This is a genomic window from Phyllobacterium sp. GQ127 (assembly GCF_059758635.1).
In genome coordinates this window covers 322,172-339,650 of record NZ_JCAXDZ010000001.1, presented here as the reverse complement: position 1 = coordinate 339,650, position 17,479 = coordinate 322,172, and the positions used below count along the sequence as shown (strand labels likewise).

Here is a 17,479-nt window from a genome sequence, read left to right as displayed (position 1 = left end):
TTATTCCTTAAAGTTCATTCAAATTTCGGCGGACCATATTGACTGGTCCGCGCGATGTAAAGTCTTGAAAACTTCGACCAAGACACAAGGATTGAGGATCAGAAGAGTCCGCCGCCGCCGCCCTGTATTGCCCGGTTGACGTTAGGTGACTGAACTTCAACAGGTGAACCTTCGGAGAAAGTATCCATGCCGATAACTGAATAGCTGCCTGCTGGGCCAGTACCCGGCTTGAAAGCCTCCATTATGACATTGGCACCACCTTCGGACGCCTGCATACCAGTTTTACGATCAATAGGCAGAACCGTCATCCCGTCGGGTACCCGGAAATCAACTGACCTTTGATCTTTCAAGGCAGCTTCAGCAAAGGCCTTAAATACGGGAGCAGCAAGACCGCTACCTGTAAAACCGTGTCCCATGGGTTGAGGATTGTCGTACCCGAGATAAACACCGAAAACGAGATCAGGCGTAAAGCCTATGAACCAGGCGTCTTTTTCATCATTCGTCGTTCCGGTCTTTCCAGCAATCGGACGGTTCAGACTCTTAAGAATAGTGGCAGTGCCGCGCTGGACCACGCCCTCCATCATGGAAGTAATCTGATAAGCAGTCATCGGATCGAGCACCTGATCCCTATCATCGATCAGTTCGGGTTCGTCCTGACCATTCCATTGCTCAGCGGAGCACTTTTCGCACTTGCGTTCGTCGTGCTTGAACACAGTCTTGCCGTAGCGGTCCTGAATGCGGTCAACCATGGAAGGCGTGATCTTGCGACCACCATTGGCGATGATTGAATAGCCAGTTACCATACGCAAGACCGTCGTTTCGCCAGATCCAAGTGACATTGCCAGAACTGGCAGCATTTTGTCATAAATGCCAAAGCGTTCGGCGTATTCCGCAACGAGCTTCATGCCCATGTCCTGGGCAAGGCGAACAGTCATCAAATTGCGAGACTGTTCAATGCCGTAGCGCAGAGTCGATGGTCCAGCAAATTTGCCGCTGTAGTTCTTCGGTGCCCAAACGCCGAGGCTTCCACCTTGGTCAACCGAGATTGGTCCGTCGAGAACCACGGACGCCGGTGTATATCCATTATCGAGCGCTGCTGAGTAAACAAACGGCTTGAAGGAAGAGCCTGGCTGGCGCATGGCCTGCGTTGCGCGATTGAACTCAGATTGAGCGAAGGAGAAACCGCCAACCATTGCGAGGACACGTCCTGTATGTGGATCCATCGCAACAGCACCACCTTCAATCTTGGGAATTTGGTGCAGATCGAATTCAGCCTCGCTGCCTTCTTTTTTCTGGACAAATACGACATCGCCGACTTTGAACACACCCTCCAGCGATTTGGCAGTGGTGCGCTTGTCACCGTCTATGATGCGGAACGCCCATTTGACATCATCAGCAGCGATTGTGCCCTGTGTGCGTTCCTGCACAACTTTGCCAGATGCATCCAGTTCCGGTCGCAATCCGATTACCGCCTGCTGCGGTGTAACTTCCAGAATAACGGCTAGCTTCCAATCCGGGACGTCCGAAAACTCTTTGATTTCGGAAAGTGGAATACCCCAATCGCCTGCTGTCGAAATGGTTTTATATGCGCCGCGATAGCCTTTGCCTTCGTCAAACTTGAAGAGGCCATGCTGCAATGCGGCGCGTGCCTGAACCTGCATTTTGGGATCGAGGGTGGTGCGGACAGACAGTCCGCCCTCATACAATGCATTCTCGCCATAACGTTGAATGATCTGACGGCGCACTTCTTCAGTGAAATACTCCGACGCAAAGAGGTAATTGCCCGTGTGACGCGGTGTTACACCCAAAGGCTCTGTCTTTGCTTCCTTAGCTTCTTCCATCGTCACATAGCCATTTTCGGCCATGCGATCGATAACCCAGTTTCGGCGCTCGATTGCGCGATCTGGCTGGCGGAAGGGATGATAATTCGAAGGGCCCTTTGGCAGCGCGGCGAGATAGGCTGCCTGCGCGATAGTCAGTTCATTGACTGACTTGTTGTAGTATGTAAGCGCCGCTCCGGCGATACCGTATGAGTTCAAACCGAAGAAAATCTCATTGAGATAAAGCTCAAGAATACGGTCCTTTGAATAGGCTTGCTCAATACGGAACGAAAGAATGGCTTCCTTGACCTTCCGGCCAATGGTCTGATCGTTACTGAGAAGAAAATTCTTGGCGACCTGTTGCGTGATGGTCGAAGCGCCGACAGGACGCCGTGCACCCCAATTCTGGATATTTACGACAATGGCGCGCGCCAAACCGCTGATGTCGACACCTGGATGCTGATAGAAATTCTTGTCTTCGGCTGAGATAAAGGCGGCCTTCACCCGATCCGGAACTGCCTGAATTGGCAGATATAGCCGGCGTTCCCGAGCAAACTCCGCCATCAGTTGCCCGTCCGATGAGTGAACCCGCGTCATAACTGGCGGTTCGTATTTCGCCAAAACCTCGTAGTCCGGCAAATCCTTGGAAATACTGACAACGTAAAGTGCCACGCCTGCGGCACCCAGCAGTGCCATCACCGTGCCGATTCCGAAAAAATATCCGATCAAGCGTATCATTTGTATCCGGAATCCATTTTACCCAGTTGGCATTTAACATTGCTGCACTTGAATTTATGCAGGTCGTGTTGCGGAAAACACCAACCCCCGAAGGGTTTTCCATATCCGGTATCACATTGGCGAACGCCGGATGTTGCTGACGCAATTGGGCGACAAATGTGACAAAGGCAAGGACAACCCATCTGCGTTCACAATTTAAATACTAATTGTGGAGTTTCGGCAACGCACGCATGGATGAACTCACGCGGCCTAATTCTGCGCGCCAGCAGTCTTTAATCCGGAAAATGCAGCGACTGCCGTTGCAAGTCTAGTTGCTACATGGGCGCGCCATGCCGGATCAAGCATGAGTTTTTCATCTTCAGCGTTCGACAAGTAGCCGATTTCAACCAGCACCGAAGGCACATCGGGGGCGCGCAAGACCTGAAATCCTGCAAATCTGTGCGGATTATTGATCATGTTCACTTCTTTTCTGAGGGAATCCACCACATTTTTGGCAAACCTCAGTGAAAAATTATGGGTTTCACGCCGCGTCAGATCCATAAGGATATCGGCAATCTCCGGCGCCTCACCGTCAAATGTAATACCTGCCACAGCATCGGCTCGATTTTCTCGATCCGCCATAGCGCGCGATTCGGCGTCAGAAGCCTTGTCGGAAACAGTATAAACCGTGGCACCGCGAATATTGCCCCGATTGATCGTATCCGCATGCAGCGAAATAAACAGATCCGCCTCATATTGGCGCGCAACACGAACCCTCTCGGTAAGCCGCAGGAATGTATCGTCCGTTCTGGTCATTTCGATGCGCATACCGGGTATTTTGGCAAGCTCATCGCGCAATTGCTGGGCAAACATCAGCGTAACATTCTTTTCCATGATGCCGCCCGCGCTTTCCGCGCCACTATCGATGCCGCCATGCCCCGGATCAATGACCACGGTAAAAGGCTTGGCAGTTTTGTTCGTTTCGTCCGGCGTAGCAGCGACGACCCTATCCCGCGTTGGGGTGCTTTCAGTAGACGCGGTGGTAGCGTTCTGTGTTCTCAGATCATCAGCAAATTTTCTATCTGAAGACGCGACGAGATCGGCAACCAGCCGGTAGCCAGGACTATTGTCGTTCTTGATGACATCAATACGCTCTACGGCGAAGGGACCCTTGAGGGAGAAAATGAGCCTGGAACGCTCCGAATCGAGCATTCCATAACGCACATCATCTACAAGCCCCCGTGATTCAACGGATTTTTTATCGAAGGCAAAAACGGTCTTTGGCATGTCCACGACAAGCCTGTGCGGATGGTCAAGCAACATGGTTGAGATATCGGGTTCACGGTCAAAATTGATAACAACGCGTGTGCGCAACTCATCACCAGCCGCCTGGTAGGTCAGAGCAGCCAATCCATCGGACGCATAAGAACTTCCAGTCGCCGATATAAAAATGAGTAAGCCTGCAAATGCGGCTACAACTATCCGACAGATCACATTCATCTCTTTACCGATCGAGACCAACTGGGGCGAATACCCCCGCGGGCGCCTCTTCTGTATCAGATCAGGCAGGTGCCTGCACCCCGCAGGGGCCATATCCTACAATAGTAGGTAGAGAGCTATGGTTAATATTGTCTTATGGGCCGCATCCTGCACATTGAATCCTTCTTTGTTCAAATAGAATTTAAAAACGATCAGTTCCAACTCGCGGATGGCAAGACAGACGACCGTCCATGGTGCGAAGCTAAACCGAACATTCGGTCCAAATTCTCTTCCAAAGAACGATCCTATTTAAACAAGAAAGACACTAGAATGACACGATTATGAAGAAGCCCTTGTCATAATGCAGCACACCTCCTAAAAGCAAAGGTGGGTTAGTTTCATGCCCCTTGGAATCAGGAACTTTAATGTCACGGCTAAGACCGGATGACAAAAGTACATGATCTGGAGTGGCGAGAGCGATTTCGCTGTGGCTAACCGAAAAAGAATTTGGCGCGAGCGGACAGGGAATGTCTGTAGCGCTTTTTGTGAACGGCAGATCGCCCGGACAAGGCGCATCACGCCAGCCCTATCAAGGGTGTTACCGCATGGTCCAGAAATCTACGATTTTTGAATCATGCAGAATCTTAAGTTTGTTACTGCGTCCTTAGTGCGTTTAAGGACGCACGACGCAGTAACGGGTCGGCACAGCGTGAAAAGCGTGCCATTCATGAGGTCGTTTCGTCAGGAACAGGAATGTTTGTAACAGACAGTATCATAACCGGCTTGCAAGCCGCGGTTGCCTCAGGGCAGCTTCGCGCGACGCCAGTTTTGTCTGTTCCTGCGAACTTTAATAAATCCGGCAAATGTGAACTCCCCGCGCCAGGAGCCCCACGGGCATCCTGGCTGTTGAGGGTTGCCAGCGTTTTAGCCGGGGAGAACAGATATAATGTCGGACAAAATGCTAATCGACGCCTCCCACCAGGAGGAAACACGCGTTGTCGTGGTTCGCGGCAATCGAATTGAAGAATTTGATTTCGAATCAGAACACAAGAAACAAATCAAAGGTAATATTTATCTTGCGCGAGTAACGCGCGTAGAGCCGTCTCTTCAGGCAGCTTTTGTGGAATATGGCGGCAACCGCCATGGTTTCCTGGCCTTTAGCGAAATTCACCCGGATTACTATCAGATCCCGGTTGCAGATCGTCAGGCTTTAATCGAAGCGGAAGCGGAAGCAGCCAGCCAAGATGAAGATCATGACGAAAACGCCAGCGAACAACGCACACGTGATCGTAATGATCGTGGCTCGCGTAATCGGCGGCGCGGACGCCGCGGTTCGCGTCAGGGCGACGATGCTGCAAAACTAGAGTCCGGCGATTCGGATGATAACACTGTGGCCGGTGAAGTCAGCGATGTTTCTGAAACATCTGAACAGCCCCACGTCGATCTGGAAGATAGTGATTCATCTGATAACGGCAACGGTCAGACCATGGCTGCAGCCATTGAGACGGACGTTATTTCAGAGGCAATCCAGTCTGATTTGGATGACGTGTCCCACGATGACGACAAGATCGTGGAATCGGAAGGTGGTCAAACACGCTCCAGGCGTTCACGCCACCGTTCGAACGACGATAAAGAAGAAGCACATGATGAGCTCGACGAAGTCGAGTCCGTTGGAGCCGAAGATGCCATGGAAGAGGTTCCAACGCATCAGCGCTTTCAGCGCCGTCAGTATAATATTCAGGACGTTATCAAGCGTCGTCAGATATTGCTGGTTCAGGTCGTTAAGGAGGAGCGCGGCAACAAGGGTGCTGCCCTTACAACCTATCTATCTCTAGCCGGGCGCTATTCTGTGCTTATGCCAAATACTGCCCGCGGCGGTGGTATTTCACGCAAGATTACCAGCATTCAGGACCGCAAGCGCCTCAAGGATATAGTCAAGGATCTTGAAGTACCGAAAGGTATGGGTGTTATCCTACGCACTGCGGGCGCCATGCGCACGAAGCCTGAAGTCAAACGCGATTATGAATATTTGATGCGCCTTTGGGAAAATGTGCGCAGTCTTACTTTAGCATCCAGTGCACCTACCCTCGTTTACGAGGAAGGCAGCTTGATTAAGCGCTCAATCCGGGATCTTTACAATAAAGACATCACCGAGATTCAGGTGGCTGGCGAGAATGGCTATCGCGAAGCCAAGGATTTCATGCGCATGCTTATGCCGAGCCATGCAAAGGTTGTGCAGCCTTATCGTGACATGACGCCAATCTTTGCCCGCAATGGGATTGAGGCGCAACTCGACCGCATGCTGCAGCCGCAAGTTACGCTGAAATCGGGTGGCTATATTATCATCAATCAGACGGAAGCTCTGGTCGCGATTGATGTCAATTCCGGTCGCTCGACCCGAGAACATTCAATTGAAGACACAGCGCTCCAGACAAATCTTGAAGCAGCAGATGAAATAGCGCGCCAATTGCGTCTGCGCGATCTCGCCGGCCTCATCGTTATCGACTTCATCGATATGGAAGAAAACCGCAATAATCGTGCGGTTGAAAAGCGGATGAAGGATTGTCTTAAAGATGATCGCGCCCGCATCCAGGTCGGACGCATTTCGCATTTCGGATTGCTCGAAATGTCTCGACAGCGCATTCGCGCCAGTGTTCTGGAAAGCACGACACAGGTTTGCGCCATGTGTGGTGGTACGGGCCATGTTCGTTCCGCTTCATCAATAGCGTTACATGTTATGCGTTCAATTGAGGAATACTTGCTGCGTCATTCGCAGAACAACATCATTGTCCGCACAACAGTTGCAACGGCCCTTTATGTATTGAATCAGAAGCGTCAAAATCTTGCAGATCTTGAAACTCGCTTTGGTTTGACTATCAGCATTGAGGCCGATGATAGCGTCGGTGCCCAGCATTTCGCCATCGACAAGGGTTCCTTGGCGGTCGGTCCAATTGTACCCCTCTCGGAAACGCAGGCACTTAATATCGCTGAAGATTTTGATGAGAGTGACCCGGTCATCGAAGAAGTTGACGACGAAACCGAAACCGTTTTGACTGAAACTTCGCGTTCAGACGATGATGCATCGCGTAAGCGTAAGCGTAAGCGGCGGCGGCGCGGCGGTCGTGATCGCCACGAAAACGGCGGTTCTGAACAAGGTGATCAGCCAATCGGCGAAGACGACTCCGATGATGCCGAGCAGCCACCTGTAGAGGGTGAAAACGCTGCTCAGGCAGCAGCCCGTGAAGAAGAAAATGAGCGTCGCAAGAAACGTCGTCGTGGACGTCGCGGCGGGCGCAAGAACAAGCGCTTTGATGAGGGTGACAATTTAAATCGTCCCCTTGTAAATGCGGTGCCGGACGCCGAGCCTGTTTTTGTCTCGATCCCTCTTCCAGATTTCTCCAAAGCCAAGCTTGCGGATGTTTCTGTTGTGATCGCAGAAGCGCCGGTAGTTGCCCCCGAAAACTCGGAAACGGTGGCCGCTGAAGCAATTGCTGCTGAAGAAACACCGGTAAAAGCACCCACCAAGCGTCGTTCGCGTGCCAAAGCGAGCCCTGAAAAGGTTGAGACTGTTACTTCTGAAGTGCCTGCAAACGAAGCAGATGCAGAGACTCCGGCGAAGCCGAAGCGTGCGCCACGCAAACCTAGAAAAAAGGCTGAGACCACTGTTGTCGACGATGCTGTTGTTACGGAACCTATTGCCGCAGCGCCGGAGCCGAAGATCGAGCCGACACCCGAACCCGCAGTTGAGGCTGCACCTGCACCCAAAAAAGTTGAGGACAGCACGCCTGTCGTCACCTCTACTGGAAAAGATAAGAATGCTGATAACGAACCAGCTCCCAAAAAAGGCTGGTGGCAAAAGAAGGGCTTCTTTTAGAAACCCAAAAAAATCTTAGAATGAAGAGAAACCGGCAAATAGCCGGTTTTTCTTTTTGGCAAATATTTCATAAAAAAAATCAAACTTTACCTAAATAAACCTAGTTTTCACATTTCAAGGAGCTTTTGAGAGCGCTCTTTCTTTCAAAGATTGATTTGGGTACGAATAGATATGATCGTATTACAAAAGACAGTTTTGTTTGGGTCCATCGCGAGTTTTATGCGCGGAGCCGTTGCCGTCGTCACAGCCAGTGTGGTTGGTATAATTCAGACTGGCAATGCATTCGCCCAGTCATCCTCTGTACCCATTGTTCGCGACGCTGAAATCGAGGCACTGGTCACAGACTATGCCGCACCGATTATCAAGACGGCTGGCCTCGGCAAACAGTCGATTAAAATCGTTCTGGTCAATAGTCCCAGCTTTAACGCGTTTGTCGATGGCCGACGCATATTTATCAATACCGGTGCGCTTCTTGAAGCCGAAACACCCAATGAAATCATCGGTGTATTGGCCCACGAGACAGGTCATCTGGCCGGAGGTCATCAGTTCAAACTGCGCGAACAGCTTGCAGCAGCAAAGACAATGGCCGTTGTTGCCGGCTTATTAGGCATTGGGGCTGCAATTGCCGGTGCTGCCAGCAAGCAAAGTGGTTTGGCTCAGGCTGGCGGTGGTATTGCCATGGGCGCTCCCGAAGCTGCAATGCGCAATCTTCTAAACTATCAGCGCACCGAAGAAATGGCTGCTGATCGTTCCGCGATTACCTATCTGGCAAATACTGGTCAGTCTGCCAAAGGCATGTTGACGACATTCGAACGTTTCTCGAATGCCTTGTCCCTTACAGGAACGCGGGTTGATCCATACCGTATCAGCCATCCCATGCCACGTGAACGCATTGCCAATCTAGAGACATTGGCGCGGGGAAGTCCGAATTTCGATAAGAAGGACAGCCCGGCGCTGCAACAGCGACATGATCTTATGCGGGGCAAAATTGCCGCCTATACCGCCGGAGGAGCCAGAGTCCTTCAAACATTCCGCAAAGACCCAACCAACATTGGCGCGCGTTACGGAGACGCAATTGCGACTTTTCTCAATGGCTCTACAGAGTCGGCGCTCAGCAAGATCAATGCGTTGATTAAACAGCAACCCAAAAATCCCTATTTCGAAGAAATTCGCGGCGAAATATTATTGAAACAGAGCAAGCTTGATCAAGCTGCGAAAGCTTTCCAAAGGGCGAGCGACCTGGATCCGAGAAAGTCGAGTCTGATCAGGATGAATTACGGGCGAACATTGATGCTTACCGGGAAGCCTGATAATTTGAAAATCGCGGTGAGCGAGTTGAAGGCAAGTATTGGCCGCGACCGCGAATCACCCACAGGCTATGCTTATCTGGCGCAAGCTTATGGACAGCTTGGGGATGCGGCACGTTCCGATTTAGCGAGCGCTGAGGAAAAATACTATTCCGGGAAAATTCAAGACGCTCAAATCTTTGCGATCCGCGCCCAACGCGCCTTGCAAAAGGGTTCGCCCGAGTGGATACAAGCGCAAGACATAATCAATGCCAAGCGCGGTAAGAGCAAGTGATCTGCCAAGGGCAGGCAATCTGCCTACGGAACGAAAAGGACGAATAACATGACAAAAGCCCCCCTCATCGGCATTGCCGCCGGGCTTATTGGTATCGGCGCTTTGGTATTGGGTTATCAAGCGGGCCGCTCGGAAATCGCGCTTGCTGCGCCTGAACCAGTAGCTATCGCAGCGCCCGCAATCGACCGCGCCGAGGTTGAGGGTATTGTCAGGAACTATCTGATCAACAACCCGGAGGTTATGATCGAAGTTCAAACAGCACTTAATGAAAAACAGGAAGCGGCTCAGCAGGCAGCTTCTACAGAAATAATAAGTGAGAATAACAACAAGATTTTTCAATCGCCGATGGATGCTGTTTTCGGAAATCCGGAGGGCGACGTTACGATAGTGGAGTTTTTCGATTATAATTGCGGCTACTGCAAAAAGGCCCTGCCAGATATGGACGCGCTCCTTAAAAGCGATCCCAATCTCCGATTTGTCATGAAAGAGTTTCCAATTCTTGGTCCGGATTCAACACGCGCTCATCTTGTTGCGAAGTCCTTTAAAACTCTGATGCCCGAAAAATATCTTGAATTTCACCGGGACCTTCTTGGCGCGGAGGGGCGCGCGACAGAAGAATCTGCGATGGCAATCGCCGTTAAACTGGGAGCCGATGAGGCCAAGATGCGCGAAACAATGAAGCAGCCCGAGATTGCCAATGCTTTCCGCACCAATTTCGAATTGGCGCAAAGCCTGAGCATTACCGGCACGCCCTCTTATATTATAGGCAATGAAGTTGTCCCCGGGGCACTAGGAGCAGATGCATTGGCGGAGAAAATCAGCCACATTCGCAACAAATAATTGTTGCTTCTTGCCAAAACGAATTGTGGACAAGCAATAAGGCGTATTTGCAGGCTTTCCGCGTGGCCGTAAGCCGTCTATATGGGACCAGAACCTTTAACCTGCCCGGTAAACATGAAAAAGCAAGTCTTCATCCTCAACGGCCCGAATCTCAACATGCTGGGAAAGCGTGAACCCGGGATTTATGGTGCAACGACATTGAGCGATATTGAAGCTATGTGCCGGGCCGAGGGCGAGGTTCTCGGTGTGGACATCGAGTTTCGCCAATCCAATCATGAAGGTGATCTGGTAAACTGGATTCAGGAAGCGGGAGAGCGCCGTGCTCTCGTGCTGATAAATCCCGCGGCCTACACGCATACTTCCATTGCGCTGCATGATGCCATTCGTGCTGCTGGTGTTACCCTAGTGGAAGTTCATATTTCAAACATTCACGCGCGCGAGTCATTCCGTCATCACTCTTACGTTTCCTCTTTGGCCAAAGGGGTGCTATGTGGCTTTGGAGTTGATGGCTATGTCATGGGTTTACGCGCACTCATCAAGCTGGCGCCGCAATAATCGGCATTCGCCAAACAGTAATAAGGGGCTTGAACAAGCATGGCTACCAAAACCAACGGGATCGATAAGGTCATGATCCGCGATCTTGCGGAAATCCTGAACGAGACAGACCTTACAGATATCGAAATTGAACAGGGCGATCTTCGCATTCGCGTATCGCGGCAAATAACGATGCAGGCCAGTGCTCCTGTTTACGCTCAGGCTCAGGCACCGGCAGCGGTTGCGCCCCCGGCTTCCGTCGCTGCGCCCGCTGCTCCAGCCAGTGACCCGTCGAAGAATGCGGTTCCTTCTCCCATGGTTGGCACAGTGTATTTGTCTCCTGCCCCTGGCGCTCGCGCATTTATCGAGGTTGGCACTCAGGTCAAGGAAGGTCAGACACTCCTGATCATCGAAGCCATGAAGACGATGAACCAGATCGCCTCACCTCGCGCTGGCACGGTTACCTCGATCCTCGTTTCAGACAGCCAACCGGTTGAGTATGGCGAGTTTCTGGTCGTTATCGAATAGACGGAACCGTTATTAGATCGAGAGCGCAATGTTTCAAAAAATACTCATAGCCAATCGCGGTGAAATTGCCCTGCGCGTGCTTCGCGCATGCAAAGAGCTTGGCATTCAAACGGTTGCCGTCCATTCCACCGCCGACGCAGATGCCATGCATGTACGTCTCGCCGACGAAAGCGTTTGTATTGGACCGCCGCCTTCACGTGATAGCTATCTGAATATCCATCAGATCGTTGCTGCATGCGAAATCACCGGGGCAGATGCAATTCATCCCGGTTATGGCTTTCTTTCGGAGAATGCAAAGTTCGCAGAAATTCTTGAAGCGCATAATATTACCTTCATTGGACCGACCGCAGCTCATATCCGTATCATGGGCGACAAAATCGAAGCCAAGCGGACTGCAAAACGTCTTGGCATTCCCGTCGTCCCTGGCTCTGATGGCGGCGTGACGGATGACGCTGAAGCAGCGCGTATTTGCGCCGAGATCGGTTATCCGGTCATCATCAAAGCTTCGGCTGGTGGCGGTGGGCGCGGCATGAAGGTCGCGCTCAACGAGGACGAGCTTTCAGTTGCTCTGTCGACTGCACGTTCTGAAGCTGGCGCAGCTTTTGGCGATGATGCGGTCTATATTGAAAAATACCTACAGAAGCCACGCCACATCGAAGTTCAGATCATGGGCGACGGCTTCGGTAATGCCGTGCATCTCGGTGAACGCGACTGTTCGCTACAGCGCCGCCACCAGAAGGTATGGGAAGAAGCAAACTCTCCTGCCCTGAATTCCGATGCACGCGAAAAGATCGGTATGATCTGCGCCAATGCCATGGCCGATATGGGCTATCGCGGTGCGGGTACGATCGAGTTTCTTTATGAAAATGGCGAGTTCTATTTCATCGAAATGAACACACGCCTTCAGGTTGAGCATCCAGTGACCGAAGCCATAACCGGCATTGATCTTGTTCACGAGCAGATACGTGTTGCCTCTGGCGGCGGCCTTTCAGTCAAGCAGGAAGATATCCGTTTTTCTGGCCATGCGATTGAATGCCGGATCAACGCAGAAGATCCTCGGACGTTCACGCCGTCTCCAGGCAAGATCACGCATTGGCACACGCCGGGCGGGCTTGGTATCCGTGTCGATTCGGGTGTCTATACGGGTTATAAAATCCCGCCATATTATGATAGCCTCATCGGCAAGCTCATCGTGCACGGCCGCAATCGCGTCGAATGTATGATGCGTCTACGCCGTGCGCTCGATGAATTTGTTGTCGATGGGGTTAGGACAACCCTGCCCCTTTTTCAGGATTTGATTAACAACCCTGACATTGCCAATGGCGACTATGATATTCACTGGCTTGAAAAATATTTGGCTGGTGATGCTCCAGTTACGGCCGAAGAATAATTCAAGGCGTAAGCATGGCGGGTAACAACCCGGAAAAATCATTGATACTGGACCCCGAATTGCTGCTTCGTGCATATGCAACCGGGATCTTTCCTATGGCAGAAGAGGCGGACAATCCGGAAATCTTTTGGGTTCGCCCTGAAAAGCGCGGTATTATCCCGTTTGAAAACTTCCACGTCTCACGTAGTCTGCGCAAAACGGTGCGTAAGGCACTTTTTGATATTCGCTATGATACGGATTTCGCCGGCGTAATCGATGGTTGCGCAAGTGGTAGCGGCGAGCGTGCTCGCACGTGGATAAACCAGCCAATTCGCGAAGCCTATGGCAAGCTGTTCAAGCTTGGCTATTGTCATACGGTCGAAGCCTGGCGCGATGGCCGGCTCGTGGGTGGACTTTACGGAATATCTCTTGGTTCTGCCTTCTTTGGCGAAAGCATGTTTTCACGAGAGCGTGATGCTTCAAAGGTCTGTCTCGTTCATCTGGTTAGCCATTTGATCGAAAAGAACTTCACGCTGCTGGATACACAGTTTACCACCGATCATCTTGAGACGTTTGGCGCTGTTGAAGTACCCCGCCGCCAGTACCAGAAGATGCTGGAGAACGCGCTCACCCAACCTGCTGAGTTTTGACCTAAAAATATTTTCGTCACGGAGTAGGATTTATAGTTTTTCATTCGTCCTTTGACCGGGAATAAACCCAACAGGAGAACTCTGATGAAAATCAATGCTTATCTCAATTTCGATGGAAAATGCGAAGAGGCTTTCAAGTTTTATGAAAGCGTTCTGGGCGGTAAGATAGAAGCGATTATCCGCTATGATGAAATGCCGGAGGGCGGAGACTTCCCACCTGAATCGGCAAAGAACGTCATGCACGCCTTATTGACGATAGGCGACAATGTATTGATGGGATCGGACGCACCGCCGCCCTATTTCCAAAAAGCACAAGGCATGACGGTCGCGATCAATGTTGACACGCCTGATGAAGCAAAACGTTTGTTTGCAGATCTTTCAAAAGATGCAGAGGGCGTGATGATGCCTCTTGGTGAGACATCATGGGCTCAGCAGTTTGCAATGTTTACGGATCGCTTTGGTACACCGTGGATCGTTAATTGCGCAAAACCAATGCACACAGCATGAAATGAATCTAGCTTTTGTCGGGCGCGGGTATGTCCGACTTTAGCTTACAAGATTTTAGCCAGACGTCATAGACCGGGTGCTCGACAGCGTTCAGCCCCGGGCTATCCGCGAACATCCAACCAGAAAAAATCTTGCGAATTTTCCGGTCTAGCGTGATCTCATCCACTTCCACGAAGGTGTCAGTTTTTGGTGCTTCCGTGTCGGGACGCGTGTAACAAACGCGGGGCGTCAATTGTAATGCGCCAAACTGCACCGTCTCGTTGATGTAGACATCAAAGGTTGTGATCCGCCCGGTGATCTTGTCGAGGCCGGAAAATACGGCAATTGGGTTAGCAATCTTTTCCTGAGCCAACCCCACAGTAGGATAGCTCGCAACCATGGCGATACCCGCAAACAGTACGCTGACAATTTGAGAGAAGGGAAAGAACTGGGTCAGACGGATCATTTCACTTCCGGTTTAGCGGGACGACAAAGGGGGCATTTCCCCCTCGTCGATAAAGATTAATTGTGGCGACAAAAAATCAGCCTAGCTGCCTGGTGTCCAAGCATCGTAATCGCCAGTAACAGTCGGTCGATTATCGCCATGGGCGATCGAACCCTTTGGCCGGTATGCCGCAGAAGAGCCCGTCAAATTCTGCTGATGATTCTTTTCCCACGGATGTGGCTGGTAATCTTCCTGAGAAGGCGCTGTCGCAACGCGGTGATGCATCCATCCATGCCATCCGGCAGGAATGGCCGACGCCTCTGCATATCCATTATAAATCACCCAGCGGCGCTTACGGCCCTCTGAATCGAAGGTACCTTCATAGTAAACATTACCAAACTGGTCTTCGCCAACCTTCGTGCCCTTGCGCCACGTAAAGAAACGCGTGCCGATGGTCTGGCCGTTCCACCATGTGAAAATCTGGGTAATGAGGTTTTTCATGGCAATCCTGCTTGCAACGAAGTCATTTTGTTACCGGGTTTATGGCCGTATCATTGGCTGATAGCAAGGGTCAAGTTGACGCTGGACCTGCTTGTAGTTTCAACTTGAAGCCCGCATGAGATTTCTTGAAACCCAGCCGCTCATAAAAACGGTGGGCATCCTGTCTCTGATTGTTCGATGTCAATTGCGCCGAATTTGCTCCACGTTCCTGTCCGATTTTCAGGCAATGTGTAATCAACAGGCCTCCAATACCCTTGCCGCGCATATCGGCGCGGGTTTGAACCGCTTCGATGATCATGCGCTTGCTTCCACGCCCAACAAGTGACGTTACGAATGTCACTTGTGCCGTTGCAACAATTTCACCGCTCATGATTCCAACAAAAATCAGATCATTCGGGCTATTTTGAATTGCGGCAAAGGCACTCTCATAGATGGGAAGAGCGGCAATATCCGTGGTGTCATTATGGCCGCCAACAACATCATCTGCAAACAATGCAACAAGCGCAGGCAAATCCTCAATCGTTGCTTCCCGAAAGCTCAAACCACTTTCGATGTTCATGGCGCCAGTTCATACCCAGTCAAAGACTTTTCGAGAACGATTACCGAAATGCCCGAATTGGGTTGGCCCCAATCATCGATCTTGGTGCTGGTTTTCTCAAACCCTCTGCTCTCATAAAACTCAACAGCATTCCGATTCTTGTCGATTACTTCCAGCTGTAAAGCGAATACACCGGGAAATGCACTTTCAACCTCGGCGAGCAACAGAGAGCCGACACCTTTTTTCTGATGCTCGGGATGAACATAAAGCTGATTCAGGATCGAAAGCTTGTGATCTTTTTGCGAAGCATAGGCCATACCGAGAATGTCGGCGCCATCATCCGCAATAATGAATTCCGAGTAAGGCTTGGCCAATTGTTTTTTGAGCGCCTCCAACGAGTGATAGCGAGATGTGATCTCGTTGACCCTTTCAACGCCGTAGACATCGTCATAGGTCGCATGCCAAGTTTCGACCAGCAAGTCGTGAACAGCGTTCAGATCTTCCTTGGTTGCGCTGCGAACCCACATTTATTCTGTTATCCCAAGCTTGGCTTTGACTAGATCGCTGAGAACCTGCGGGTTGGCTTTGCCGCCCGTCGATTTCATCACCTGCCCGACGAACCAGCCTGCAAGGCTGGGCTTAGCCTTTGCCTGTTCGACCTTATCAGGATTTGCAGCGATGATTTCATCAACGGCCCGTTCTATGGCTCCGGTATCCGTGACCTGTTTCATGCCTCGGCTTTCGACCACTTCTCTTGGATCGCCGCCTTCGTTCCAGATAATCTCGAACAGATCCTTGGCAATCTTACCGGAAATCACGCCTTCCTTGATGAGGTCAATTATCGCGCCGAGCTGACCCGGTGAAACTGGCGATTCTTCAATGCCTTTTCCTGCCTTGTTCAAGGCTCCGAGAAGATCATTAATTACCCAGTTGGCTGATAACTTGCCATCACGACCTTTGGCAACCGCTTCATAATAATCGGCAATCGCCTTTTCAGTAACAAGAATAGAGGCGTCGTAAACGGATAGCCCAAGACTGGATACCAGCCGCGCCTTCTTGTCATCAGGTAATTCCGGCAGATCAGCCTTCAACTCGTCAACATAGGCCTGCGTGAATTCGAGCGGCAGCAAATCTGGATCGGGGAAGTAGCGATAATCATGCGCCTCTTCTTTCGAACGCATCGAACGTGTTTCGCCCTTGGACGGATCAAACAGTCGAGTTTCCTGATCGATGGAACCGCCATCTTCGAGAATAGCTATCTGGCGGCGGGCCTCATATTCGATCGCTTGACCGACGAAGCGGATGGAGTTCACATTCTTGATCTCGCAGCGCGTGCCAAATTCCCCGCCTGGCTTACGGACAGAAACGTTAACGTCGGCCCGCATGGAACCTTCATCCATGTTTCCATCGCAAGTGCCCAGATATCGCACGATAGTACGCAACTTGGTCAGATAGGCTTTGGCCTCGTCCGACGAGCGCATATCGGGTTTGGATACGATTTCCATCAACGCAACGCCAGAGCGGTTCAGATCCACATAAGACATTGTGGGGTTCTGATCATGGAGCGACTTGCCAGCATCCTGTTCCAAATGCAGGCGCTCAATACCGATTTCTATATCTTCAAACTCGCCTTTCTTATCGGGACCGACCGAAATGATCATCGTGCCTTCGCCGACGATTGGCTGCTTGAACTGTGAAATCTGATAGCCTTGCGGCAAATCAGGATAAAAGTAATTCTTACGGTCGAATACGGATTTCAGGTTGATTTGCGCTTTCAGGCCAAGACCGGTGCGAATAGCCTGGCGCACACACCATTCATTGATAACCGGAAGCATGCCGGGCATAGCAGCATCTACCAGCGATACGTTCTCATTGGGGCCAGCACCGAATGTCGTGGATGCACCGGAAAACAGCTTTGAATTAGACGTTACCTGGGCATGGACTTCCATACCGATGACGATTTCCCAATCGCCTGTGGCACCTGAGACAAAACGCTTGGGTTCGGGCGTGCGGGTATCAACAAGAGTCATGCTGGTCTGTCGTTCCTGGCTGAAAATATCTGAATACTGGCTAGTGCAATCCGGCTTATGAGGCAAGTGATTCTGACGTTTTCGATC

General features: G+C 51.2%; 15 protein-coding genes. 8 read left to right on the top strand and 7 right to left on the bottom strand.

Annotation, left to right across the window (positions count from 1 at the left end; all coding sequences use genetic code 11):
• Window positions 1–98: 98 nt before the first annotated feature.
• Window positions 99–2,558 (bottom strand): penicillin-binding protein 1A, encoded by a 2,460-nt coding sequence (locus tag AC6CHM_RS01835; RefSeq protein WP_115051652.1) that lies wholly within the window; start codon window positions 2,556–2,558, stop codon window positions 99–101.
• A 249-nt stretch (window positions 2,559–2,807) separates the two neighbouring features.
• Window positions 2,808–4,037, bottom strand: coding sequence for an N-acetylmuramoyl-L-alanine amidase (locus AC6CHM_RS01830; protein ID WP_498171794.1), 1,230 nt, complete (start codon window positions 4,035–4,037; stop codon window positions 2,808–2,810).
• Between the two features lie 925 nt (window positions 4,038–4,962).
• Between AC6CHM_RS01830 and AC6CHM_RS01825 the strand changes: the two genes are divergently transcribed.
• The 8 genes from AC6CHM_RS01825 to AC6CHM_RS01790 all read left to right on the top strand — a co-directional run bounded on the left by AC6CHM_RS01825 (window position 4,963) and on the right by AC6CHM_RS01790 (window position 13,899).
• A complete protein-coding gene (locus tag AC6CHM_RS01825) occupies window positions 4,963–7,890 on the top strand; it encodes an Rne/Rng family ribonuclease (RefSeq protein ID WP_498171793.1) in 2,928 nt (975 codons plus the stop codon).
• A gap of 171 nt (window positions 7,891–8,061) precedes the next feature.
• A complete protein-coding gene (locus tag AC6CHM_RS01820; RefSeq protein WP_307284380.1) occupies window positions 8,062–9,471 on the top strand; it encodes a M48 family metalloprotease in 1,410 nt (469 codons plus the stop codon).
• A gap of 48 nt (window positions 9,472–9,519) precedes the next feature.
• A complete protein-coding gene (locus AC6CHM_RS01815; RefSeq protein ID WP_498171791.1) occupies window positions 9,520–10,311 on the top strand; it encodes a DsbA family protein in 792 nt (263 codons plus the stop codon).
• A 114-nt stretch (window positions 10,312–10,425) separates the two neighbouring features.
• A complete protein-coding gene (aroQ, locus tag AC6CHM_RS01810) occupies window positions 10,426–10,866 on the top strand; it encodes a type II 3-dehydroquinate dehydratase (RefSeq protein ID WP_498171790.1) in 441 nt (146 codons plus the stop codon).
• A gap of 39 nt (window positions 10,867–10,905) precedes the next feature.
• Window positions 10,906–11,373 (top strand): acetyl-CoA carboxylase biotin carboxyl carrier protein, encoded by a 468-nt coding sequence (gene accB, locus AC6CHM_RS01805; RefSeq protein WP_498171789.1) that lies wholly within the window; start codon window positions 10,906–10,908, stop codon window positions 11,371–11,373.
• A gap of 28 nt (window positions 11,374–11,401) precedes the next feature.
• The gene (accC, locus tag AC6CHM_RS01800; protein WP_498171787.1) at window positions 11,402–12,763 is read left to right on the top strand and encodes an acetyl-CoA carboxylase biotin carboxylase subunit; all 1,362 of its coding nucleotides are present in this window, start codon (window positions 11,402–11,404) and stop codon (window positions 12,761–12,763) included.
• Between the two features lie 14 nt (window positions 12,764–12,777).
• Window positions 12,778–13,392, top strand: a complete 615-nt coding sequence (aat, locus tag AC6CHM_RS01795) for a leucyl/phenylalanyl-tRNA--protein transferase (protein WP_498171786.1) — start codon at window positions 12,778–12,780, stop codon at window positions 13,390–13,392.
• Window positions 13,393–13,476: 84 nt separating this feature from the next.
• Window positions 13,477–13,899 (top strand): VOC family protein, encoded by a 423-nt coding sequence (locus tag AC6CHM_RS01790; protein WP_115051659.1) that lies wholly within the window; start codon window positions 13,477–13,479, stop codon window positions 13,897–13,899.
• A 7-nt stretch (window positions 13,900–13,906) separates the two neighbouring features.
• Here AC6CHM_RS01790 and AC6CHM_RS01785 read toward each other — a convergent pair whose 3' ends face one another.
• From AC6CHM_RS01785 to gatB, 5 genes are all read right to left on the bottom strand, one after another.
• On the bottom strand, window positions 13,907–14,278 hold the full coding sequence (locus AC6CHM_RS01785) for a DUF2155 domain-containing protein (RefSeq protein WP_307286496.1): 372 nt from the start codon (window positions 14,276–14,278) through the stop codon (window positions 13,907–13,909).
• Window positions 14,279–14,425: 147 nt separating this feature from the next.
• Window positions 14,426–14,824, bottom strand: a complete 399-nt coding sequence (locus AC6CHM_RS01780; RefSeq protein WP_337353865.1) for an NADH:ubiquinone oxidoreductase subunit NDUFA12 — start codon at window positions 14,822–14,824, stop codon at window positions 14,426–14,428.
• A 70-nt stretch (window positions 14,825–14,894) separates the two neighbouring features.
• Window positions 14,895–15,383: a GNAT family N-acetyltransferase gene (locus AC6CHM_RS01775; protein ID WP_498171785.1), complete on the bottom strand. Its 489-nt coding sequence runs from the start codon at window positions 15,381–15,383 to the stop codon at window positions 14,895–14,897.
• Entirely contained in the window at window positions 15,380–15,889 is a 510-nt protein-coding gene (locus AC6CHM_RS01770) for a GNAT family N-acetyltransferase (RefSeq protein ID WP_115051663.1), read from the bottom strand. Before AC6CHM_RS01770 ends, AC6CHM_RS01775 begins: the two co-directional genes overlap by 4 nt.
• Window positions 15,890–17,392 carry an Asp-tRNA(Asn)/Glu-tRNA(Gln) amidotransferase subunit GatB gene (gatB, locus tag AC6CHM_RS01765; protein ID WP_498171783.1) on the bottom strand — a complete coding sequence of 501 codons (1,503 nt, stop codon included), beginning with the start codon at window positions 17,390–17,392 and terminating at the stop codon, window positions 15,890–15,892. It abuts the gene before it with no gap.
• Between the last annotated feature and the right edge of the window lie 87 nt (window positions 17,393–17,479).

What these genes read in the sequence shown, in the direction of transcription:
- aroQ (WP_498171790.1), top strand. Translation starts at nt 10,426, where the DNA reads ATGAAAAAGCAAGTCTTCATCCTCAACGGCCCGAATCTCAACATGCTG.
- AC6CHM_RS01790 (WP_115051659.1), top strand. Translation starts at nt 13,477, where the DNA reads ATGAAAATCAATGCTTATCTCAATTTCGATGGAAAATGCGAAGAGGCT.
- AC6CHM_RS01830 (WP_498171794.1), bottom strand. Translation starts at nt 4,037, where the DNA reads ATGAATGTGATCTGTCGGATAGTTGTAGCCGCATTTGCAGGCTTACTC.
- AC6CHM_RS01825 (WP_498171793.1), top strand. Translation starts at nt 4,963, where the DNA reads ATGTCGGACAAAATGCTAATCGACGCCTCCCACCAGGAGGAAACACGC.
- AC6CHM_RS01780 (WP_337353865.1), bottom strand. Translation starts at nt 14,824, where the DNA reads ATGAAAAACCTCATTACCCAGATTTTCACATGGTGGAACGGCCAGACC.
- gatB (WP_498171783.1), bottom strand. Translation starts at nt 17,392, where the DNA reads ATGACTCTTGTTGATACCCGCACGCCCGAACCCAAGCGTTTTGTCTCA.
- AC6CHM_RS01770 (WP_115051663.1), bottom strand. Translation starts at nt 15,889, where the DNA reads ATGTGGGTTCGCAGCGCAACCAAGGAAGATCTGAACGCTGTTCACGAC.
- AC6CHM_RS01775 (WP_498171785.1), bottom strand. Translation starts at nt 15,383, where the DNA reads ATGAACATCGAAAGTGGTTTGAGCTTTCGGGAAGCAACGATTGAGGAT.
- AC6CHM_RS01785 (WP_307286496.1), bottom strand. Translation starts at nt 14,278, where the DNA reads ATGGTTGCGAGCTATCCTACTGTGGGGTTGGCTCAGGAAAAGATTGCT.
- AC6CHM_RS01815 (WP_498171791.1), top strand. Translation starts at nt 9,520, where the DNA reads ATGACAAAAGCCCCCCTCATCGGCATTGCCGCCGGGCTTATTGGTATC.
- accC (WP_498171787.1), top strand. Translation starts at nt 11,402, where the DNA reads ATGTTTCAAAAAATACTCATAGCCAATCGCGGTGAAATTGCCCTGCGC.
- aat (WP_498171786.1), top strand. Translation starts at nt 12,778, where the DNA reads ATGGCGGGTAACAACCCGGAAAAATCATTGATACTGGACCCCGAATTG.
- AC6CHM_RS01835 (WP_115051652.1), bottom strand. Translation starts at nt 2,558, where the DNA reads ATGATACGCTTGATCGGATATTTTTTCGGAATCGGCACGGTGATGGCA.
- AC6CHM_RS01820 (WP_307284380.1), top strand. Translation starts at nt 8,062, where the DNA reads ATGATCGTATTACAAAAGACAGTTTTGTTTGGGTCCATCGCGAGTTTT.
- accB (WP_498171789.1), top strand. Translation starts at nt 10,906, where the DNA reads ATGGCTACCAAAACCAACGGGATCGATAAGGTCATGATCCGCGATCTT.